We start from the raw sequence: 18922 nt of genomic DNA, 5'->3' as shown, positions 1-18922 counted from the left end.
GAAATCGGTTTCTGGCACGCCGAATCAAGCACTGTCTCTTGAACGCGCTGGCATTTCGCCGAGTGCGGGAATCAAAAAGGCCGCTCCTTATGGAGCGGCCTCTTGTTCACTGTCTCTCTATGCAGAGGATCAGGCGGCCAGAGCAGCCTGAGCTTTGGCGACGATCGCGCCGAACGCTTCCGGTTCGTGCACGGCCAGGTCGGCCAGAACTTTGCGGTCCACTTCAATGCCGGCCAGGTTCAGGCCGTTGATGAAGCGGGAATATGTCAGAGCCTCGTCATGCGAACGAACAGCAGCGTTGATACGCTGAATCCACAGCGCGCGGAAGTTGCGCTTGCGGTTCTTACGGTCGCGGGTTGCATACTGGTTGGCCTTGTCGACGGCCTGACGGGCAACCTTGAAGGTGCTCTTGCGGCGGCCATAGTAACCTTTGGCGGCCTTGATGACCTTCTTGTGACGGGCGTGAGTTACGGTTCCACCTTTAACGCGGGACATCTTCTAATCTCCTCTTAGCGGTCGTAGGGCATGTAGCCCTTGACGATCTTGGCGTCGGGGGCGGACAGGGTGGTGTTGCCACGGGCGTCGCGGATGAACTTCTTGGTCCGCTTGATCATGCCGTGCCGTTTGCCGGCCTGGCCAGCAAGGACCTTACCGGTCGCAGTCACCTTAAAGCGCTTTTTGGCGCTCGATTTGGTCTTCATCTTAGGCATTTCCGTCTCCTTTTCCGGGTTCGGTTTCAGACGCGACTCGGCATGCCATCTCGGCCGGTCACGCGATCAGAAGCGCCGTTTACGCAAGTTCGGTCATACTGGCAAGGGGGTTTGGGCCAGAATCTGCGCTTTTTGCAGGCTGGCCGGGCACCGGGGCGACACGCGCCGCCCCGGTGGTTTGGTTTAGTGGTCGAATTTGCGGATTTCACCGCTCTTCAGTCGGGCTGCATAGGATGCCAGTTCCTGACGCACGACTTTCATCAGGAAGTACAATGCAAACACGTTCACAACTGCCATGGCAAAGATCGCCGCATCCGAGAAGTCGATGACCGGACCAAGATTGGCCGCTGCACCGATGACAACGAAGACACAGAAGATGATCTTGAACACCAGCTCTTTGGTGTGACCTTCGCCAAACAGATAGGTCCATGCCTTGAGGCCATAGTAAGACCAGCTGATCATGGTCGAGAAGGCAAACAGGATCACCGCAATCGCAAGGATGTAGGGGAACCAGCCAAAGGCGCTGCCGAATGCCGCCGAGGTCAGGCTGACACCGGTATTGCCCTCTACCGTCGCAATGACACCGCCCGGTTCGGTCAGCATGTACTTTCCGGTATCCGGGTCGATGATCAGCTGCTGCGTGATGATGATCACCAGCGCCGTCATGGTACAGATCACGACCGTGTCGATGAACGGCTCCAACAGCGAGACAAAGCCCTCTGTTATCGGCTCTTTGGTCCTGACCGCCGAGTGCGCAATCGCTGCCGAACCAACGCCGGCCTCGTTCGAGAATGCCGCACGGCGGAAGCCCTGGATCAGCGCGCCGACCATGCCGCCGGCCACACCCAGACCGGTAAAGGCCCCGGCGAATATCTGACCAAAGGCCCAGCCGATCTGATCTGCGTTCATGCCAATGATGACCAGAGCGGTCGCCACATAGAGCACGCCCATGAACGGAACGACCTTCTCGGTCACGCGCGCGATCGATTTCAGGCCGCCGACGATGACCATGAATACGACGGCCGCAAAAACCAGCCCGGTGATCCATCCGGGATAGTCACCGACGATACCGGCGATCTGCTGATGCGCCTGATTGGCCTGGAACATGTTCCCGCCACCCAGCGCGCCGAGAATACAGAAGATCGAAAACAGCACGGCCAGGATTTTTCCACCCGGCAGGCCAAGCTCGTCAAACCCTTTCGACATGTAATACATCGGACCACCGGAAACGGTGCCATCCTCGTATTCGTTGCGGTACTTCACGCCGAGCGTACACTCGGTGAATTTTGAGGCCATGCCCAGCAATCCGGCCAGAATCATCCAGAACGTCGCGCCCGGCCCTCCAATACCGACGGCAACGGCGACGCCTGCGATGTTGCCAAGACCCACTGTCCCCGACAGAGCTGTCGCAAGGGCCTGAAAGTGGCTGACTTCGCCCGCATCATTGGGATCGGAGTAGTCTCCTTTGACAAGGCTGATCGCGTGCCCGAAGAACCGGAACTGCACAAAAGCGAAATAGAGCGAAAAGACCGTTGCGGCGATCACCAGCCAGCCCACGATCCACGGAAAGGTTGTTCCCGGAAACGGCGCAAAGATAAAGCTGACAAACGGCCCGGTGAAATTTGCAAAGGCCTGATTGATCTTTTCGTCCAGCCCGGGCGCCTCTTGCGCGGCTGCGGGGCTGGAGATCAGGGCAGCGGCCGTGGCCAGCCCCCAATATTTCAACATATTCATTCTCGTCACTCCCCTCAGTTCACAACGGTGACCGGAACATCGGCGTGCATGACCAGATTCTGGGTCGAGCTGCCAAAGATGCGTTTCTTGAAGCCGTCGGCCGAGGATCGACCCACAACAATCTGCGACGCCTCATTTTCCACTGTGATCGTGTTCAGCGTTTCCGCCACATCTCCATGGCGAACAATGCCCTGCGCATTGAAACCCGCCGCCTTCAGCGCATCGACTGCCGGCGCCACAACACGTGACGTGGCAAGTTCGACCTCCTCCTCGCGCCTCTTGTGGCGCAGCGCATTCTCCTCAGGGGTCTGGAAAGTGAATGGGGACCATTCGATGACGTAGACAATCAGCAGTTCGCACGTGCCGATCCTCTCGGCCAGGTCTTTGGCGAAGGCTATCGCCCGCTCACCGGTCTCTGTCCCGTCCAGTCCTATGACAATTTTGCTTGTCATCTCGTTCCTCCGTTATAATTGATTTGGCCGGGGCCCGTGCCCCCGGCAGGGCAGCCGGAACCTGGAACTTGTTTGAGTAGACTACCCTAGGGGCAAGTATCCCGAAAAACCGCGAAAAAACACGGAAAAACAGAGATTTAATTTCCGAAGACAACCAAAGATTTAGCAAGCTATTGAAAATAAATGATTAATAATGCCTATATTATAGGCATTGAACAAAGTTTCAGTATGAAACTCAGCTTGATAATCCGAATTCAACCCGGGTCAGTGTTGTAGATCAGCCTTTCGTCACACGGAGCGATACGCAGAATATTGGTCGTGCCAGGGACGTTAAAAGGCACACCTGCGGTGACCACGATCTGGTCAGTATCGGTTGCAAAGCCACCTGAACGGGCGGCCCGGGCTGCACTGACGACAGCGCCTTTGAACCGTTCCTGCTCCGGGGTCATGACGCAATGGCACCCCCAGCTCAGGCAGAGCCTGCGCGCGGTTCCGGTGGCAGGGGTCATTGCGATAATCGGCACACCGGGGCGTTCGCGTGCGGTAAGCAACGCGGTGGTGCCGCTTTGAGTAAAGCAGCAGATGGCCTTGATGTCTGTCTTTTCCGCAATCTCGCGCGCGGCGGCGACGATACCATCTGCGATGGTCGTCCCCTTGGCCGTGCGCGAAGCGGCAATGATCTGATGATAGGTCGGGTCGGCCTCGACCTCGATGGCAACTTTGTTCATCGTCTGAACCGCCTCGATGGGATAAGACCCCGCAGCCGATTCCGCGCTGAGCATGATCGCATCGGTGCCTTCATAGATGGCGGTGGCCACGTCCGAGACCTCGGCCCGCGTGGGCATCGGGCTTTCGATCATGCTTTCCAGCATCTGTGTGGCGACAATCACGGGTTTCGCGGCTGTGCGGCATTTACGCACCAGACGCTTCTGAATGGGGGGGACGGCCGAAACGGGGAGCTCAACACCCAGGTCACCCCGCGCAACCATGATCCCGTCCGATGCATCGAGGATGTCGTCAAACGCCTCGACCGCAGCGGGTTTTTCGATCTTGGACAGGATTGAAGCGCGACCATCTGCCAACGCCCGCGCCTCGAACACGTCCTTGGCCCGCTGAACAAAGCTGAGCGCCAACCAGTCCACACCCAACTGGCAGACAAACTCCAGATCGTCTCGATCCTTAGCGGACAAGGCCGCTAATGGCAGAACCACGTCCGGAACATTCACACCTTTTCGGTTCGAGATCGTACCCCCGACTTCCACCGTGCAATGCGCAAAGTCCTGACCGCAATCCTGCACGATCAGACGAATTTTTCCGTCATTGACCAACAGACGCGCGCCGGGTTCCAACGCGGCAAAAATCTCGGGGTGTGGCAGGCAGACCCGGGTGATATCCCCGGCCGCCGGATCAAGATCCAAACGAAATGCGGCGCCCTCTTCCAGCTCTTCCGCGTCATTGGCAAATACGCCAACACGCAGCTTCGGCCCCTGCAGGTCGGCCAGAATTGCGATCGGGCTTTCCAGATCCTTTTCGATCTGCCGGATTATACGGTGCCTCTCGCGAATTTCATCGTGACTGCCATGGCTCATGTTCAGCCGGAACACATCGGCCCCGGCCTCATGCAGCGCGCGGATGGTGTCATAGTCATTGGACGCCGGTCCCAGCGTCGCCACGATTTTTACATTTCTCAGGCGTCGCATTGATCAGGCTCTCCTTCCACGCACGAATGTTACCGCAAACATTGCTTGGGCCGCTTATTGCGCAATTCCCTTTCCAACGCAACTGTCCTACACCTGCGACAAACAAGATGACAGGCTCATGACATACTCTCCGTTTTTTGTTCACGGCGCGGATCGCCCGTCGCGCTGGCTGATTACCTGTGACCATGCAACCAACATGGTGCCGCCCGATATCAACGGCGGAGACCTGGGTCTACCGCGTGAGGATATGGAGCGTCACATCGCGTATGATGTGGGCGCCTACGAGGTCTCGAAACATCTGGGCGAGGTTCTGAACGCCCCCGTGATCGCCGCCAATTTCTCGCGCCTGGTGATTGACCCCAACCGGGGCGAGGACGATCCGACGCTGTTGATGAAGCTCTATGACGGCTCGATCATCCCCGGCAACCGTCAGGCAGATGCGGTCGAGCGTGCGCGCCGTCTGAACATGTGCTACCGACCCTATCACGATGCGCTGGCACAGCTTGCATCCCGCCCCCATGCGGTCATCGTCTCGATGCACTCCTTTACGCGCCAGCTGCGCGGTCGCGAGCCCCGGCCATGGCACATCGGCGTCTTGCACACAGCGGATGAGCGGTTCTCACGCCCATTGATCAACCGGCTGAACGCCGAGGGTGATCTGTGCGTTGGTGTAAACGAACCCTACACAGGCGTGCTGCCCGGTGATGCGATTGACAAGCATTGCACCGCCTTTGGTCGTCCAAACGCACTGATCGAGCTGCGCAATGATCTGATCGCCGACAATGAAGGGCAGCGTGCATGGGCGGAACGTCTGGCCGCTATTCTGCAGGACGCGCTGGCCGACAGCGGCCTTTGATGTAAGGTCAATTCAGATCGCCCAATATTGTGGATCACCGCGCAGGCACCCATATATATAAGGAAAGGAGACGACCATGACTCAGGAATTCCTGACGACCGTCTTCGGCTGGATGACGGTCTTGAACGTAGCTGTATTGCTGTTCAGCACGCTGATGATCATCATCATGCAGGACTGGATTGCAGGCCTACATGGCAGACTGTTCCAAATGGAGCGAGCCGACGCAAAGAGGGCCTATTTCAGGTATCTTGCAAACTACAAGCTCCTGACCACCATATTCTGCCTGATGCCTTGGCTGGCCCTCAAACTGGCATAGAGCATCCAGACCTGACGTTCCGAGGGGCCTTAGGGCCCCTCCTGTTCGTTGTAACATGGCCCACGGATTGCTAGGTCAAGTTCAGAACGCAAGACAATCACTCGGAGCCCGACAATGGACAAGCAAACCGAAATCGAACTTCAGGCCGCAGCGTTTCGCCGTTTGCAGCAGCATTTGATGCAGGATCGCACCGACGTGCAGAACATCGACATGATGAATCTGGCCGGGTTCTGCCGCAACTGCCTGTCGCGCTGGTATCAGGAAGCGGCCAATGCCAAAGGCATAGAAATGAGCAAGGACGAGGCGCGCGAGATTTTCTATGGCATGACGATGGACGCGTGGAAAGCCAACTACCAGACCGAAGCCAGTGCCGAGAAACAGGCGGCCTTCAAGGTTGCATTCGAAGAGAATGTGACGAAGAAGAGCTGACGCGCGACGCCAGAAAAGACGCCTATTTCGTATGAACCTACTGCTTGGGACGTTGCTGATCTTTCGAATATGGATTTACAATTAGTGACATTTCAGTGATCCGCAAAAACCCAGCTTGACGGTTTGTTCGAGGCGCAATGACCGTTCCGAAATGAAATGAGTCAAGTGAGGCAAACAGGAGGTGATTGCCCTGCGATACTAGCTTACTCATGCATGAAAACTTATACTTTTGGTGACATGTATGTTTGTTCGATATCGGGCTTGGACCATAACTTTGATTTGCGGTGCGGCGCTTATTATTGGCTTTGGTCTGTTCTTCGATCCAATTCGTTTGGTCCGAGTGGGCCCTGGTCCCGCGATTTCAGTGCGAACTATTGCCGAAGTCGGTCCGCGACCGGTCGCCGGAAAAATCGACCCATATCTCGACGTGTCTGTTCAATTTCAGGAGGATGGTGAAGCTGGTCAGGAATATTCGTATCACTTGCGTCTTCTTGAGGATTTCAAATTTGCAGGTGGGCGTCCTTGGAATCTCTGGCTCGCGACGATGCGGCCTGACTGGCCCCAACACCCTGACATTTCACCCATCATAGGAAATTCGTGCCTGGAACCGCATAACGGCGAAGCGCTGACGGGAAACCGGAAGTTTGCGCTGAGTTATTCAGAGTATGTGGTCTGCCGTGTCGTCGCCGACAAACCCGATGGATTCGAGGGCACCTACAACGAAGATGCTTATCCTAAGGCTGTGATCGGGTTGCTTTGGGGCACGCCAAATCATCAGCCAGTTTCTATGTCCGAGGACCGTTGCGCGGCAGAGGCACGCATATGGGCAGCCACGATTGCGCGGCCAGATGACAGGTTCGTGCTCTGCGTTATGGTCGTTGATTCTGCCGAGGGTGTTGTTGATATCTATGCGTACGAACTGTCATCCGACTACATTTCTGCCCTATCGACGAATGGTTCGGGCGCGTCTCAGCGTTGGCGGCTAAAGCCAACAAAGCAACGCGAATCCAAAAACCTGCAAACCTACCGCCAAATTCAGGATTGGGTCAAAAACGATAATGGTCGCGCACAAGCACTGAAAGTATCGGGTCCCGGCATTATAGATGCAGCTTCAGAACTTCGCCCCTCGCGCGATTTTCGCTTTGTCAAAGGCACCCTCTCAGATCAATTGATCATACTGACGATAGAGGTTCGACACCCCGAGGAATACAGAACTTGGACAGGCAACTCCGCAGTTCTGAAAGCCGCAAACTGGCTAAGGCAGCCACTGTGTAAGTCAGAATATGGCGCGGCTCTGTTGGCATACCAACAAAATGTAACAAGCTTCCGGGTGATATTTGTTAAGCCAGATGGGTCCCCGCTGATGGAAACCTGGATACCGCCGATGCTTTGTTGACGCCTGACGCCCTGATCTTGGCCGGTTCGGTCGGATAGGGGGAGTTCTCTGATGCTAGCCGCGCTGTGAAACGACAACACCCTCACCATATTTAGCGAGGGTGCCACGAATATCGACAAGTTGTCCCGTGCGTTGCATTTGAGTTCACATCCTTCGGGCGATGCACCCGGATGCGGTAGCCCTTTTCAGATTGCAGCCTTGCGGCTTTCGTCCAGATAGATCTCGCGCAGTCGCTTGGCGATCGGGCCCGGCGTGCCATCACCCAGCGCGACGCCGTCGATCTCGACCACAGGCATGACGAAAGCGCTGGCCGAGGTCGTGAAGGCCTCGTCCGCCTCTTTCGCCTCGTCGATGGTGAACAGGCGTTCCTCGATCTCCATCTGAGCCTCGGCCGCCATGCGCAGAACCGCCTTGCGGGTGATTCCGTGCAGAATGTCGTTGGACAACGGACGGGTGACGATCTTGCCGTTCTTGACAAAATAGGCGTTGTTGCTGGTGCCTTCGGTCACATAGCCGTCTTCAACCAGCCACGCGTCATCACAGCCTACCTTCTTGGCCATCATCTTACCCATTGACGGATAAAGCAGCTGAACCGTCTTGATGTCACGACGGCCCCAGCGGATATCATCAATCGAGATGATCTTGGCACCCTTCTTCGATGCCGGACTGTCGGCAAGGCCCGGTTTATTCTGGGTAAAGAGCACGAGGCTGGGCTTGGTATCCGCGGACGGGAAAACAAAATCCCGATCCCCGTCCGAGCCGCGCGTGACCTGCAGATAGACCAGACCTTCGTCGATGTCGTTCAACTCTACCAGTTTTCGGTGGATCTCCAGCAATTCGTCCATGCTGCAAGGCTGGACGATATCGAGTTCGTCCAGCGAACGCTTCAGACGCACTGCATGGCCGTCAAAGTCGATCAGCTTGCCATCCAGAACGCTGGTCACCTCGTATACGGCATCCGCAAACAGGAAACCCCGGTCAAAAATTGAAACGCGTGCTTCGGTTTCGGGCAGGTATTCGCCATTCACATAGACGGTGCGGGTCATGTTCTTCTCCTCAGCCCCAGAGTGCCGCTTTGGGCGGATGTACTCCGGTTTCATCAAAAATCAGGGGTGTATCGCGGTCTTCTGCCAACAGAAGCGGCCCGTCAAGGTCCGTGACCATCGCCCCCTGCGCCACCAGCGTCGCGGGCGCCATCGCCAGCGAACTTCCGACCATGCAGCCGACCATGATGCCATAGCCCTCGGCCAGCGCGGCCTTGCGCAGCTCCAGCGCCTCGGTCAGACCTCCGGTCTTGTCCAGTTTGATGTTCACCACATCATATTTACCTTTGAGCGCAGGCAGGCTGGCCCGGTCGTGACAGCTTTCATCAGCGCAAACGGGCACCGGGCGCTCCAGTCCGATCAACGCGTCATCCTCGCCCGCGGGCAAAGGTTGCTCGACCAGAGCGACGCCCAGACGCACAAGGTGCGGGGCAAGTTCGGCATAAACCTCGGCCGACCAGCCCTCATTGGCATCGATGATGATTTTTGACTTTGGCGCACCAGCCCGCACAGCCTCAAGCCGGGGCATATCGTCCGGCGTTCCCAGTTTGATCTTCAACAGGGGGCGAAATGCGTTCTCGGCCGCCTGAGCCCGCATCGCTTCGGGCGTATCCAGCGACAGGGTATAAGCGGTAATTTCGGGCCCAGGCGCGGCGAGTTCGGCCAACTCCCACGCCCGTTTGCCTGCGCGTTTCGCTTCCAGATCCCACAGTGCACAATCCACCGCATTCCGCGCCGCGCCAGCGGGCAGGAGATCCATAAGGGAATAGCGCGATAACACGTCGGGCAGTCCGGCAATCTCGGCCTCGACAGATGCCAGTGTCTCATCGTAGCGGGCATATGGTACGCATTCGCCCCAACCGTGATGTGCCCCGTCCGAAATCCGAGCCGTCAACACATTGGCCTCGGTTCGTGAGCCGCGTGAGATGGTGAACACCTGCGCAAGCCGAAACACATCGCGAGAAACTTCAATCTGCACGCGCCCGCTCCTTCATCTTTTGACAATTACTTCTGCCGGGGGCGGATCGCCCCGCCGCCGGCAAAGTGCTTAAATCATAGTGCGGCCAGCGCATCCACCAGTTTACCGGCGCCAAACCGGTAGGGGTCGGTCGCCGGGATACCCATTTCGGCCTCGACCTTGGCGATGTATTCGCGCGCCTCGTCTTCGCTCAGGTGCTGGGTGTTGATCGACACACCTGCAACCTGACACTCGGGGTTCGCCACGCGCGCCAGCGGAAGCGCGGTGTCACGCAGCTGTTCCAGCGTCGGCAGCGAGTATTCGGGCAGGCCGCGCATATGGGTCCGCGTCGGCTCATGGCACAGGACCAGCGCGTCGGGCTGGCCGCCATGGATCAACGCCATGGTCACCCCGGAATAGGATACGTGGAACAAAGAGCCCTGTCCTTCGATGTGGTCCCAGTGATCGGGATCATTGTCCGGGGTCAGATACTCGACCGATCCTGCCATGAAATCCGCGATAACCGCGTCCAGCGGCACGCCCTGACCCGTGACCAGAATGCCTGTCTGACCGGTGGCCCGGAAGGACGATTTCATCCCGCGCTTGCGCATTTCGGCGTCCATCGACATTGCGGTATACATTTTACCGGCAGAACAATCGGTGCCAACCGCGAGGCACCGTTTGCCGGTGCGCTTCTTGCCATTGGCAATCGGGTAGCCAACGGTCGGTACACGGACGTCATGCAGGGTGCAGCCATGGGTTTGCGCTGCCGCCACCAGATCACCTTCGTCGCGCAGCAGATTGTGCAGGCCCGACGCCAAGTCATAGCCCATCTCCAGCGCTTCGATCAAAACTTCTTTCCAGGCTTCGCTGATGATCCCACCCCGGTTTGCAACACCAATGACCAGTGTCTTGGCACCAGCGGCTTTACCTTCGGCCAGTGTCATTTCCGTCAGGCCCAGATCGGCCTTGCAACCTTCCAGCCTGATTTGACCTACGGCATTTTCAGGGCGCCAGTCCCGGATGCCAATAGCAACTTTGGCCGCCAACAGGTCGGGCGCATCACCCAAAAACAACAGATACGGTGTCTCGATCATTGCGGTGCACTCCTTTGATTCCGGCTTAAGCTAGAGAACCGATTTGACGAGGGTTTCTCGAATTGTCCGTGTCCCTCGCCCTTTGGCGGGATGAAATTGCACATAAGGACTTTCTTGCGCGAAATTATTCGAAGTTTTTAAACTGATCAAACTTTAAGCACCCCCACCTTGCAGTTAGAACAGGTCATTCTGCACACGCATTGCCGCATCTGCACAATCGCGCTTGCACAGTGTCGCGCAATTTAATATCCCAACATCAGGAAAGAACGCAATTTCATTACTCAGACGAGGTTCAGATGAGTTTCCGCATCCAACCCGCCGCTCCGGCGCGCCCCAATCGTTGCCAATTGTTTGGCCCGGGCTCGAACACCAAGCTGTTTCCCAAGATGGCGGCGTCAGCCGCGGATGTCATAAATCTGGACCTGGAAGATTCGGTAGCCCCGTCCGACAAGGATACCGCCCGCGCCAACGTGATCGAGGCGCTGAACACGGTCGATTGGGGCAACAAATACATGTCGGTTCGGATCAACGGGCTGGATACCCCCTATTGGTATCGCGACGTGGTCGATGTGCTGGAACAGGCGGGCGATCGGCTGGATCAGATCATGATTCCCAAGGTGGGCTGCGCGGCTGATGTCTACGCGGTAGACGCGCTGGTGACCGCCATTGAGCGCGCCAAAGACCGGGCCAAACCCATCTCTTTCGAAGTCATCATCGAATCCGCCGCCGGTCTGGCACATGTTGAAGAGATCGCGGCCTCATCCCCGCGTATGCAGGCCATGAGCCTTGGCGCTGCGGATTTCGCCGCGTCGATGGGGATGCAGACAACCGGCATCGGAGGCACGCAGGAAAACTATTATATGCTTCGTGAAGGTGAGAAGCATTGGTCCGACCCGTGGCACTGGGCGCAGGCCGCCATCGTTGCCGCCTGCCGCACCCATGGCGTGCTGCCGGTGGACGGGCCATTCGGGGACTTCTCGGACGACGAAGGCTATATCGCGCAAGCCAGACGCTCGGCCACGCTGGGGATGGTGGGAAAATGGGCCATCCACCCCAAGCAAATCGCATTGGCCAATCAGGTTTTCACCCCGTCGGATGAGGCGGTGGCCGAGGCGCGTGAGATTTTGGCTGCGATGGAGCAGGCAAAGGCCAACGGCGAAGGCGCTACTGTGTACAAAGGTCGCTTGGTCGACATAGCCTCGATCAAACAGGCCGAAGTCATTGTCGCGCAAGCCGAACTGATCGCGGCGGGTGGCTAAGACTCGGAAGAAAGGCGCTCGGAGGAGCGCCTTTTTTCAGCTTTCATCAACGACCAAAAACCTCGTTGGGTGTCCATGTAAACCGTTCGCCCTGCTTTCCTGACTTCATCATCAGGCACGAGGTTCCCAGTTTCTGGAAATAGACAATCTTCAACGGGTACCAGCCTGCCTTGGGCACCTCTACTTCGGTACGTTGATTGGCTTCACATCCTTGGATACCCGTAACGCGGCCGATCTGTTGGCCGCCGACCCAAGCCTCAATCCCGTCATTGGACCAGGTTTCGAGCTCATAGGTTCCGGGTGAATCAAAACGCATATACCCTGTGACCTCGGCGGCAACGTTATACGCCTCGGTAAATGTCAGCACATTCTCACCCTTGTTGGTGTCCCGGTAATCCAATCCCCGCAACGGTTGCCCGGGCTGCGCTTTTGAAAGCATACTCTTTGCCTGGCTCAGATCCCGGATCTTCTTTATCTGGGTGCCTGTACTACTGTATTTCACATTCAACCCGGCTGTTGGGCTGGGCTGAGGGCTGGCCGGCTGTAGTTTCAAAGGCGCAGCTGTGGTCGCGCCCGCAATTATCGCTAGGGCAGCCACAAGCGCTCCGGTCCGGAAAAATGTCATAGGTCTTCTCCCTGAGTTTGCGCCCGCTTCGGGACTGATCCCTGCCGACGATATTGTTGAGATGACACTAGGCCGTGAATTTTTGACCCGCAAGGTGGTTAAGGTTCACATTTCAACTGTCACGCCCGCATATCCTTGGGCGACCCCATAACAACATATGAGGTAATCGAAGTCACATGCGGCAACGTTCCCAGCACCTCGGTATGGAAGGTCTTGTAGGATGGCAGATCGGCGCATTCGACCCGCAACAGGTACTCGATAGTACCGGTGATATTGTGGCATTCGACCACCTCGGGCACTTGCTGCAGCGCCCGTTCGAACCCCTCCTGAGCGGCCTTGGTATGCTCGCCCAGACCAACACCGATATAGGCCACAAAGCCGACGCCCAGCGCCGCCGGGTTCAGGACCGCGCGATAACCGGCAATGACGCCCGCACGCTCAAGCTCCTGCACCCGGCGCAGGCAGGCGGAAGGTGACAGGCCCACCCGATCCGCAAGATCAAGGTTGCTGATGCGTCCGTCACGCGAAAGTTCGCGCAATATATGCCGATTTATCTGATCAATCTTCGCCATTTATTGTGAAACTACCCGAAATGCGCACGAAAACGCAATTTCATTTGCCGGCTTCGGCGAGAATATACGGCCATGACCTACGACATACTGATGGCCCTGATCGTTTTTGCCTTTGTCTCCTCGATCACTCCGGGGCCGAACAACCTTATGCTCATGGCGTCAGGAGCCAACTTCGGCTTTCGGCGGACGATCCCGCATATGCTTGGAATCGGGCTGGGTTTTACCTTTATGGTACTGTTGGTGGGGGCCGGCCTCGTTCAGGTATTTGACCGGTATCCGGTCAGCTATACGGTGCTGAAAATCGCGTCGGTGATCTACCTGATGTATCTGGCGTGGAAGATCGCCCATGCCGCACCTGTGCAGGGGCAACAGACGACAGGCACACCTATGACCTTCTTGCAGGCGGCGGCTTTCCAATGGGTAAACCCCAAGGCCTGGGCGATGGCGTTGACTGCAATAGCGGCCTACGCGCCCGGACAAACTTTGGACGCCATATTTTTCGTCGCGCTGGTGTTCGGAGCAATCAACCTGCCCTCGGTCAGCACCTGGACGGTTCTTGGGCAACAGATGGCGCGTGTTCTGACGAATCCGCGCAGACTGGTCGTGTTCAACTGGACCATGGCTTTGTTGCTGGTGGCCTCTCTCTACCCTGTGCTTTGGCCGACCTGACGGTACGACTCTAAGCTTTCAGGGGAACACATAGGTCGGTACGCAGGTCATTGGGCGCTACCTCGCCTGGATCGTCATGATAAATCTCGAAGGGCGGGGCCGCTGCAGGCCACAGTTTCTTGCTGCGGAGTTCGGTTTTGAAGAGCCGCTCGAATTTCTCTGGGATAGCTTCGTAAGGCCCCACATGCCGGTGAATCGCGCATCGCTGCGGCAGAATACGCACCGGTTGCAACCCGCTGACACCAATCTTCTCGGGCACCGCGCATCCCGCAAGGTAGACCTGCTGCCGAGCTGGCGTGATGGCCGGATCAGATTGGTAGACGCCGATAACAGGCCCCCACCCGCGCTGCACGAAATCGCGAGGCAACCGAGATAGCATCTCGGTAAATCCAGCCATCTTACCGGCGTAGGGTCCGACGTACCGCCAGGCGAGAATGTTCCATCCCGGGACATTCTCAACCTTCAGCGGCAACTGCGTGCTCTCTGAAAAAACCACCGTCATTTGAGCGGCAGGCAGATTTCTGTCAGCAGGTTCTCGGGTGCGGTGTCGCGCGGATCGTTGAGATAGATCTCATAACAAGGTTGATCGGCGGGTTCTTCGCCGGAGTCCGGTAACCAGTTCCCGAACAGTGTCTGATAGGCGGCGTGAATACCGGAATAGGGACCCTGATACGTCAGAACCGCTGTTTTGCCGCCCGGGATACTGAGGTCCTCCATCCCCTTGGGGGTGTCATCGCCGCAATATTGAGCTCCGGCAAAGCTGCGCAGTTCGTCTTCAGGCACATCCTCGGGACTGTCGAAATACAGAGCAATCATCGGACCGACCTTTGGCCATAGCGTGCGGGATTCGCACAAGGCACCAAAAGCCTCAAAGCTGCGACCAATCTCGGCGTAAGCTCCTGTGTGCGGAAGTGCTACGACACGGCGGGACGGTTCGGTTCGGGTTGTAACGGGATGCATGGGGTATTCTCCGGTTTTGAATTTGGGATGGGCTGGCAGAATCTGCCCCGCTTTGCGAAACGCAGTGGGGCTGCTGCCGTAGGCCTCGGAAAAGGCCCGCGCAAAGGATTTCAGGTTCGGATAGCCGATATCGGTCGCGATCTGCGCAACCGGCCTGTCCGATTGCACCAGCCAGCAGGCGGCGCGATGCAGGCGTATCCGGCGGGCTGCCTGTGCGCAGGTCTCACCGGTGATGGCGCGAAACACGCGATGCCAATGAAACCGCGACATGGCGGCGACCTCGGCCAAGGCATCCAGCGACAAATCCCCGGCAGGGTGATCGTGCATATAAGCCAACACGCGCAGCACGCGATCTTCATAGCTGGCAGCCATTGGTATCCTTCCTTCTCCTTGCCCATCGGTGATCGCATATTCGACGACCACAAATCTTGCTGAGTTGCATCCGGGACGACCTTTGGTCATATAGCAGGGAACTTCCGCGTTGAGAGGCGTCATGACCCAGTATCTGGATTTCGAAAAACCGCTGGCAGAGATCGAAGGCAAGGCCGAGGAGCTACGAGCTCTGGCCCGTGCCAATGAAGAGATGGACATTGCCGAAGAAGCCGCTGCGCTGGATGCCAAGGCCGCCAAGCTGCTGGATGAGCTCTATGCTGATCTCACCCCCTGGCGGAAGTGTCAGGTTGCGCGCCATCCTGAACGACCTCATTGCAATGATTATGTGGACGCGCTGTTTACCGAGTTCACGCCTCTGGCGGGCGACCGGAACTTTGCCGACGATCTGGCGGTAATCGGGGGGCTGGCACGGTTCAACGATCAGCCGGTTATGGTGATCGGTCACGAAAAGGGCAGTGATACCAAATCGCGGATCGAACGCAATTTCGGAATGGCCCGCCCCGAAGGGTATCGCAAGGCCGTTCGGCTGATGGAGATGGCGGGGCGCTTTGGCCTGCCGGTAATCACTCTGATTGATACGGCGGGCGCTTATCCCGGCAAGGGCGCCGAAGAGCGCGGCCAGTCCGAGGCGATCGCGCGATCCACGGAAATGTGCCTTAAGATCGGCGTGCCTTTGGTCTCGGTCATCATTGGTGAAGGTGGCTCGGGCGGTGCTGTGGCATTTGCAACGGCAAACCGCGTCGCCATGCTGGAACACTCGGTCTATTCAGTGATTTCGCCCGAAGGCTGCGCCTCGATCCTGTGGAAAGATTCCGAGAAGATGCGCGAAGCTGCCGAAGCGCTGCGCTTGACGGCTCAAGACCTGCAAAAGCTGGGCGTCTGCGACCACATCATTTCTGAACCCAAAGGCGGCGCGCATCGGGATCGCTCGGCGGCGGTTGAAGCCGTGCGGTCTGCGATTGCCGCGATGCTTGACGAGCTTGATGGAAAAGACGCGGCGGCCCTGATCAAGGACCGCCGTCAGAAATTCCTGGATATCGGCTCGAAAGGGCTGGCGGCTTAACCCGTCAGCCACCCAACCGTTGCAACAATGCCAGCGAGGGCTGCCCGGTCACGGGCAATCCGTTCGCGCGCTGATAAGCGCTGATCGCGGCCTCGGTGTTCTTTCCGATCACGCCGTCCGCGCCCTGTGTATCATAGCCAGCGGCGGTCAGACGGCGCTGCAGATCCTTGCGGCCCTCCAGCGTCAACCCGGTCGCGTCCGGCCCGAACGAGGCTTGAAACGGCGGGCCACCGGCAATCCGGTCGGCAAGGTGGCCGACTCCGATCGCATAGCTGTCTGAGTTGTTATAGCGTTTGATCACCTCAAAGTTCCGAAACACCGCGATCCGGGGCCCCGGTGTCTGCGGTTGCAGCACCGCGACCGGCGTACCCGACACGGTGCCGACCTCTCCACCCCACGGCTGGCCGCGCACCCAACCGGCGCGTGCCAGATAGGCGGCCGTGGAAGCCAGTGAATCCGTCGGATCGTCAGACCATATATCGCGCCGCCCGTCACCGGTAAAATCAACCGCATAGGCCAAATACGACGTTGGAATGAACTGCGTATGCCCCATGGCCCCGGCCCAACTGCCGGTCATATTGCCAGGGGTCGTGTCACCCTCCTGAATGATCTTCAACGCCGCCACCAATTGCTTTTCAAAGAACGCCCCGCGCCGTCCGTCATAAGCCAGCGTCGAAGTCGCCGAGATCACCGGCACGTCGCCCCGCCGCGCGCCGTACCGGCTTTCCAGCCCCCAGACGGCCACGACGACCTCTTTATCGACCCCGTATTTAGCCTCAATCTGTGACAGGGTGCCCGCGTACCGCGCAAGCATCTGCTTGCCCGTACTGATCCGTTCATCCGACGCGGCAATGGCCAGATAATCCTCGAGCGAGCGTTTGAATTCGACCTGATTGCGGTCGCGTTCGATCACCTCGGGCAGGTATCCCGCCCCTTGAAAGGCGCGGTTCAAGGTGGTTTGTGAAATGCCCTGAGACGCAGCCCGGCCCTTGAAACCGGCCACCCAAGCATCCCATCCGGCGTTCGGAACGGCACGCATCCGCGAGGCCGGAGCGCTGGTGGGTGCACTGCCGGTGGAACAGGCCGCGAGCAGGGTTGCCCCAAGCCCGGCAGAAAATGTTCTTCGATTGATCATGTTGAAATCTGCTCTTGTTGTGATTTGCGGTCAGGATAGCCCAGCCCAACCGATCAGACCAGAACGCCGTGGCGCTGAACCTGCCGAAACCCAAAAGGTTGAATCAATGTGGGCGAGATGCTGCTTATGTGACCAGCAAGCGCAGCCCTTGCGTTACGTCCGAGCGCACCGCAAGCCGCAGCCCTGGCTCATCCCCCGCCTTGAGGGCCGCGATGATCAGGCGGTGGTAATGCGGCGGCTCTGTGCGCCGCAACCGCCCATAAAGCGCACGCATCGTAGGGCCCAACTGCAACCAGACAGTTTCGGCCATGGCAAGCATCGCAGGGGCCTGTGCGCGCAGATAGAGCGTGCGGTGAAATTCGAGATTTGCGCGGATATACCCGACAGCATCCCGTTTCGTTACCATCTCGGCCACGGCCATGTTGATGCTCTGCAGTCGATCGATCAGCGCCATATGTGCCCGAGGCAGGGCCCGGCTGGACAATTCAACCTCAAGCAAGGCGCGCAGTGCGGCCAATTCCTCGATCCGGTCCCGGCTCAGTTCGGGTGTGGAAACGCGCCCCGAGGTGGACAGGAACAGCGCCCCTTCAGCCGCCAGCCGCCGAACCGCTTCGCGCGCCGGGGTCATTGATACGCCAAATTCTTTACCGATGCCACGTAAGGTCAGCGCCTGCCCGGGGGCTATTTCGCCATGCATGATGCGGGACCGGAGAGCACGGTAGACGCGGTCATGGGTGGCGGTGTGAGACTCGGCAGGACGTGTGGTCAGCATGGGTTTATGTGATCACAAATTCTCATGAGGTCAACCGGGAGCATCAAAGCGATATCGATGCAGATCAGCCCCGTTTTCGCGCAACCAGCGGCGCGATTCCTTGTATGGGCCATATATGCGCTCAACCTGAGCCCAGAACGCCGGCGAGTGGTTCATCTCGGCCAGATGCGCCACTTCATGCGCGGCAACATAATGCAACACATCTGATGGCGCGAGGATCAGCCGCCACGAGAACATAAGCCCACCTGTGGAACTGCACGACCCCCAACGCGAGCGCGTATCGCGCAACGTGAGGCTACTGTACGGACGGCCCAGAATGGCAGCATAGTCATCACACGCGCCGGTCAACCGATCGCGGGCAAGCTCTTTAAGAAACCGGGCAAGCCGCCGTGCTTCAGCACCAGGCGGGACACCGATTTCATCACTGCGCAGCAGAACCCGTCGACCCGTCGCAGAAACGATTCGCCGCACGGTTCCCTCAATCGGTATGGACTGCCCAACCCCCACTGCTTCGACGATAGGGCGGTCCTGCAGGTGCCCGCGTATCCAGTCTTCTTTCTGTTGTGCGAAATTCAAAGCTTCGTTCTCGGCTACGCCAGTCGGGTATGTCAGCGTAACCCGCCCATCTAATTGGGAAATCCGCAAGCTGATCCGTCGCGCGCGTGCCGATTTGCGCAAAGTCAGAGGCACCGGAGGCGTTCCAGGCAATGCATGTCGCCCCATGGGCCGATCTCCTTCGCGCAAAGGCTTTGACAGTGCCTGCCGCATGTGGCAGGTGACCTG

At 58.1% G+C, this 18922-nt stretch carries 22 protein-coding genes; 7 read left to right on the top strand and 15 right to left on the bottom strand.

What is annotated here, in order from left to right; all coding sequences use genetic code 11:
- Positions 1 to 129: 129 nt before the first annotated feature.
- The 5 genes from rplT to pyk form a co-directional block, all read right to left on the bottom strand.
- Complete coding sequence (rplT, locus tag RA27_RS15220; protein ID WP_008756009.1) at positions 130 to 495, bottom strand: 50S ribosomal protein L20; 366 nt, start codon at positions 493 to 495, stop codon at positions 130 to 132.
- Between the two features lie 14 nt (positions 496 to 509).
- On the bottom strand, positions 510 to 710 hold the full coding sequence (rpmI, locus tag RA27_RS15215) for a 50S ribosomal protein L35 (RefSeq protein ID WP_010443552.1): 201 nt from the start codon (positions 708 to 710) through the stop codon (positions 510 to 512).
- A 183-nt stretch (positions 711 to 893) separates the two neighbouring features.
- Entirely contained in the window at positions 894 to 2444 is a 1551-nt protein-coding gene (locus RA27_RS15210) for an alanine/glycine:cation symporter family protein (RefSeq protein ID WP_039540798.1), read from the bottom strand.
- Positions 2445 to 2458: 14 nt separating this feature from the next.
- Positions 2459 to 2896 carry a universal stress protein gene (locus RA27_RS15205; protein ID WP_039540795.1) on the bottom strand — a complete coding sequence of 146 codons (438 nt, stop codon included), beginning with the start codon at positions 2894 to 2896 and terminating at the stop codon, positions 2459 to 2461.
- Positions 2897 to 3150: 254 nt separating this feature from the next.
- Positions 3151 to 4596, bottom strand: coding sequence for a pyruvate kinase (pyk, locus tag RA27_RS15200; RefSeq protein ID WP_039540792.1), 1446 nt, complete (start codon positions 4594 to 4596; stop codon positions 3151 to 3153).
- A gap of 118 nt (positions 4597 to 4714) precedes the next feature.
- On the opposite strand from pyk, the gene RA27_RS15195 reads away from it, so the two are divergent.
- The 4 genes from RA27_RS15195 to RA27_RS15180 all read left to right on the top strand — a co-directional run bounded on the left by RA27_RS15195 (position 4715) and on the right by RA27_RS15180 (position 7593).
- On the top strand, positions 4715 to 5452 hold the full coding sequence (locus RA27_RS15195) for an N-formylglutamate amidohydrolase (protein WP_039540789.1): 738 nt from the start codon (positions 4715 to 4717) through the stop codon (positions 5450 to 5452).
- Positions 5453 to 5528: 76 nt separating this feature from the next.
- A complete protein-coding gene (locus RA27_RS15190) occupies positions 5529 to 5768 on the top strand; it encodes a DUF6868 family protein (RefSeq protein ID WP_039540785.1) in 240 nt (79 codons plus the stop codon).
- 114 nt (positions 5769 to 5882) lie between these two features.
- Positions 5883 to 6197: a DUF1244 domain-containing protein gene (locus tag RA27_RS15185; RefSeq protein WP_039540782.1), complete on the top strand. Its 315-nt coding sequence runs from the start codon at positions 5883 to 5885 to the stop codon at positions 6195 to 6197.
- A 241-nt stretch (positions 6198 to 6438) separates the two neighbouring features.
- Positions 6439 to 7593 carry a hypothetical protein gene (locus RA27_RS15180; protein WP_039540779.1) on the top strand — a complete coding sequence of 385 codons (1155 nt, stop codon included), beginning with the start codon at positions 6439 to 6441 and terminating at the stop codon, positions 7591 to 7593.
- Between the two features lie 185 nt (positions 7594 to 7778).
- Here RA27_RS15180 and RA27_RS15175 read toward each other — a convergent pair whose 3' ends face one another.
- The 3 genes from RA27_RS15175 to dgcN form a co-directional block, all read right to left on the bottom strand.
- Positions 7779 to 8639, bottom strand: coding sequence for a D-amino-acid transaminase (locus RA27_RS15175; RefSeq protein ID WP_039540777.1), 861 nt, complete (start codon positions 8637 to 8639; stop codon positions 7779 to 7781).
- Positions 8640 to 8649: 10 nt separating this feature from the next.
- Positions 8650 to 9615, bottom strand: a complete 966-nt coding sequence (gene dgcA / locus RA27_RS15170; protein WP_039540774.1) for an N-acetyl-D-Glu racemase DgcA — start codon at positions 9613 to 9615, stop codon at positions 8650 to 8652.
- Positions 9616 to 9689: 74 nt separating this feature from the next.
- On the bottom strand, positions 9690 to 10691 hold the full coding sequence (dgcN, locus tag RA27_RS15165) for an N-acetyltransferase DgcN (RefSeq protein ID WP_039540771.1): 1002 nt from the start codon (positions 10689 to 10691) through the stop codon (positions 9690 to 9692).
- A gap of 296 nt (positions 10692 to 10987) precedes the next feature.
- Between dgcN and RA27_RS15160 the strand changes: the two genes are divergently transcribed.
- A complete protein-coding gene (locus RA27_RS15160) occupies positions 10988 to 11950 on the top strand; it encodes an L-malyl-CoA/beta-methylmalyl-CoA lyase (protein ID WP_039540768.1) in 963 nt (320 codons plus the stop codon).
- Positions 11951 to 11996: 46 nt separating this feature from the next.
- Here the strand turns inward: RA27_RS15160 and RA27_RS15155 are convergent, their stop codons facing one another.
- Together RA27_RS15155 and RA27_RS15150 are read right to left on the bottom strand one after the other, a co-directional pair.
- Positions 11997 to 12575, bottom strand: a complete 579-nt coding sequence (locus RA27_RS15155; protein WP_039540765.1) for a PA14 domain-containing protein — start codon at positions 12573 to 12575, stop codon at positions 11997 to 11999.
- Positions 12576 to 12694: 119 nt separating this feature from the next.
- Positions 12695 to 13147, bottom strand: a complete 453-nt coding sequence (locus tag RA27_RS15150) for an Lrp/AsnC family transcriptional regulator (protein WP_039540763.1) — start codon at positions 13145 to 13147, stop codon at positions 12695 to 12697.
- Positions 13148 to 13219: 72 nt separating this feature from the next.
- Here RA27_RS15150 and RA27_RS15145 point away from each other — a divergent pair, with 72 nt between their 5' ends.
- Entirely contained in the window at positions 13220 to 13816 is a 597-nt protein-coding gene (locus RA27_RS15145; protein ID WP_039540760.1) for a LysE family translocator, read from the top strand.
- Positions 13817 to 13826: 10 nt separating this feature from the next.
- On the opposite strand, the gene RA27_RS15140 is transcribed toward RA27_RS15145, so the two are convergent.
- On the bottom strand, positions 13827 to 14288 hold the full coding sequence (locus RA27_RS15140; RefSeq protein ID WP_193746525.1) for a GyrI-like domain-containing protein: 462 nt from the start codon (positions 14286 to 14288) through the stop codon (positions 13827 to 13829).
- 26 nt (positions 14289 to 14314) lie between these two features.
- The gene (locus tag RA27_RS15135; RefSeq protein WP_039541275.1) at positions 14315 to 15148 is read right to left on the bottom strand and encodes an AraC family transcriptional regulator; all 834 of its coding nucleotides are present in this window, start codon (positions 15146 to 15148) and stop codon (positions 14315 to 14317) included.
- A gap of 121 nt (positions 15149 to 15269) precedes the next feature.
- Between RA27_RS15135 and RA27_RS15130 the strand changes: the two genes are divergently transcribed.
- Positions 15270 to 16232 carry an acetyl-CoA carboxylase carboxyltransferase subunit alpha gene (locus RA27_RS15130; protein ID WP_039540755.1) on the top strand — a complete coding sequence of 321 codons (963 nt, stop codon included), beginning with the start codon at positions 15270 to 15272 and terminating at the stop codon, positions 16230 to 16232.
- 4 nt (positions 16233 to 16236) lie between these two features.
- Here the strand turns inward: RA27_RS15130 and RA27_RS15125 are convergent, their stop codons facing one another.
- The 3 genes from RA27_RS15125 to RA27_RS15115 form a co-directional block, all read right to left on the bottom strand.
- A complete protein-coding gene (locus RA27_RS15125; protein ID WP_039540752.1) occupies positions 16237 to 17367 on the bottom strand; it encodes a lytic murein transglycosylase in 1131 nt (376 codons plus the stop codon).
- Between the two features lie 124 nt (positions 17368 to 17491).
- The gene (locus RA27_RS15120; RefSeq protein WP_039540749.1) at positions 17492 to 18139 is read right to left on the bottom strand and encodes a GntR family transcriptional regulator; all 648 of its coding nucleotides are present in this window, start codon (positions 18137 to 18139) and stop codon (positions 17492 to 17494) included.
- 30 nt (positions 18140 to 18169) lie between these two features.
- Positions 18170 to 18862: a SprT family zinc-dependent metalloprotease gene (locus RA27_RS15115; RefSeq protein ID WP_039541273.1), complete on the bottom strand. Its 693-nt coding sequence runs from the start codon at positions 18860 to 18862 to the stop codon at positions 18170 to 18172.
- Positions 18863 to 18922: the final 60 nt, after the last annotated feature.

Origin of the sequence: Ruegeria sp. ANG-R, assembly GCF_000813985.1 — a bacterium.
In the GTDB taxonomy this organism is placed as follows: Bacteria; Pseudomonadota; Alphaproteobacteria; order Rhodobacterales; family Rhodobacteraceae; genus Ruegeria.
Note: the sequence above shows the minus strand (reverse complement) of the source record. Positions and strands in the feature narration are given on the sequence as shown.

Excerpts from the sequence above, each read along its gene's own strand:
- RA27_RS15160 (WP_039540768.1), top strand. The coding sequence starts at position 10,988 with ATGAGTTTCCGCATCCAACCCGCCGCTCCGGCGCGCCCCAATCGTTGC.
- RA27_RS15130 (WP_039540755.1), top strand. The coding sequence starts at position 15,270 with ATGACCCAGTATCTGGATTTCGAAAAACCGCTGGCAGAGATCGAAGGC.
- rpmI (WP_010443552.1), bottom strand. The coding sequence starts at position 710 with ATGCCTAAGATGAAGACCAAATCGAGCGCCAAAAAGCGCTTTAAGGTG.
- RA27_RS15125 (WP_039540752.1), bottom strand. The coding sequence starts at position 17,367 with ATGATCAATCGAAGAACATTTTCTGCCGGGCTTGGGGCAACCCTGCTC.
- rplT (WP_008756009.1), bottom strand. The coding sequence starts at position 495 with ATGTCCCGCGTTAAAGGTGGAACCGTAACTCACGCCCGTCACAAGAAG.
- RA27_RS15145 (WP_039540760.1), top strand. The coding sequence starts at position 13,220 with ATGACCTACGACATACTGATGGCCCTGATCGTTTTTGCCTTTGTCTCC.
- RA27_RS15180 (WP_039540779.1), top strand. The coding sequence starts at position 6,439 with ATGTTTGTTCGATATCGGGCTTGGACCATAACTTTGATTTGCGGTGCG.
- RA27_RS15175 (WP_039540777.1), bottom strand. The coding sequence starts at position 8,639 with ATGACCCGCACCGTCTATGTGAATGGCGAATACCTGCCCGAAACCGAA.
- dgcN (WP_039540771.1), bottom strand. The coding sequence starts at position 10,691 with ATGATCGAGACACCGTATCTGTTGTTTTTGGGTGATGCGCCCGACCTG.
- RA27_RS15210 (WP_039540798.1), bottom strand. The coding sequence starts at position 2,444 with ATGAATATGTTGAAATATTGGGGGCTGGCCACGGCCGCTGCCCTGATC.
- pyk (WP_039540792.1), bottom strand. The coding sequence starts at position 4,596 with ATGCGACGCCTGAGAAATGTAAAAATCGTGGCGACGCTGGGACCGGCG.
- RA27_RS15155 (WP_039540765.1), bottom strand. The coding sequence starts at position 12,575 with ATGACATTTTTCCGGACCGGAGCGCTTGTGGCTGCCCTAGCGATAATT.
- RA27_RS15185 (WP_039540782.1), top strand. The coding sequence starts at position 5,883 with ATGGACAAGCAAACCGAAATCGAACTTCAGGCCGCAGCGTTTCGCCGT.
- RA27_RS15205 (WP_039540795.1), bottom strand. The coding sequence starts at position 2,896 with ATGACAAGCAAAATTGTCATAGGACTGGACGGGACAGAGACCGGTGAG.
- RA27_RS15120 (WP_039540749.1), bottom strand. The coding sequence starts at position 18,139 with ATGCTGACCACACGTCCTGCCGAGTCTCACACCGCCACCCATGACCGC.
- RA27_RS15190 (WP_039540785.1), top strand. The coding sequence starts at position 5,529 with ATGACTCAGGAATTCCTGACGACCGTCTTCGGCTGGATGACGGTCTTG.
- RA27_RS15150 (WP_039540763.1), bottom strand. The coding sequence starts at position 13,147 with ATGGCGAAGATTGATCAGATAAATCGGCATATATTGCGCGAACTTTCG.
- RA27_RS15195 (WP_039540789.1), top strand. The coding sequence starts at position 4,715 with ATGACATACTCTCCGTTTTTTGTTCACGGCGCGGATCGCCCGTCGCGC.
- RA27_RS15115 (WP_039541273.1), bottom strand. The coding sequence starts at position 18,862 with ATGGGGCGACATGCATTGCCTGGAACGCCTCCGGTGCCTCTGACTTTG.
- RA27_RS15135 (WP_039541275.1), bottom strand. The coding sequence starts at position 15,148 with ATGGCTGCCAGCTATGAAGATCGCGTGCTGCGCGTGTTGGCTTATATG.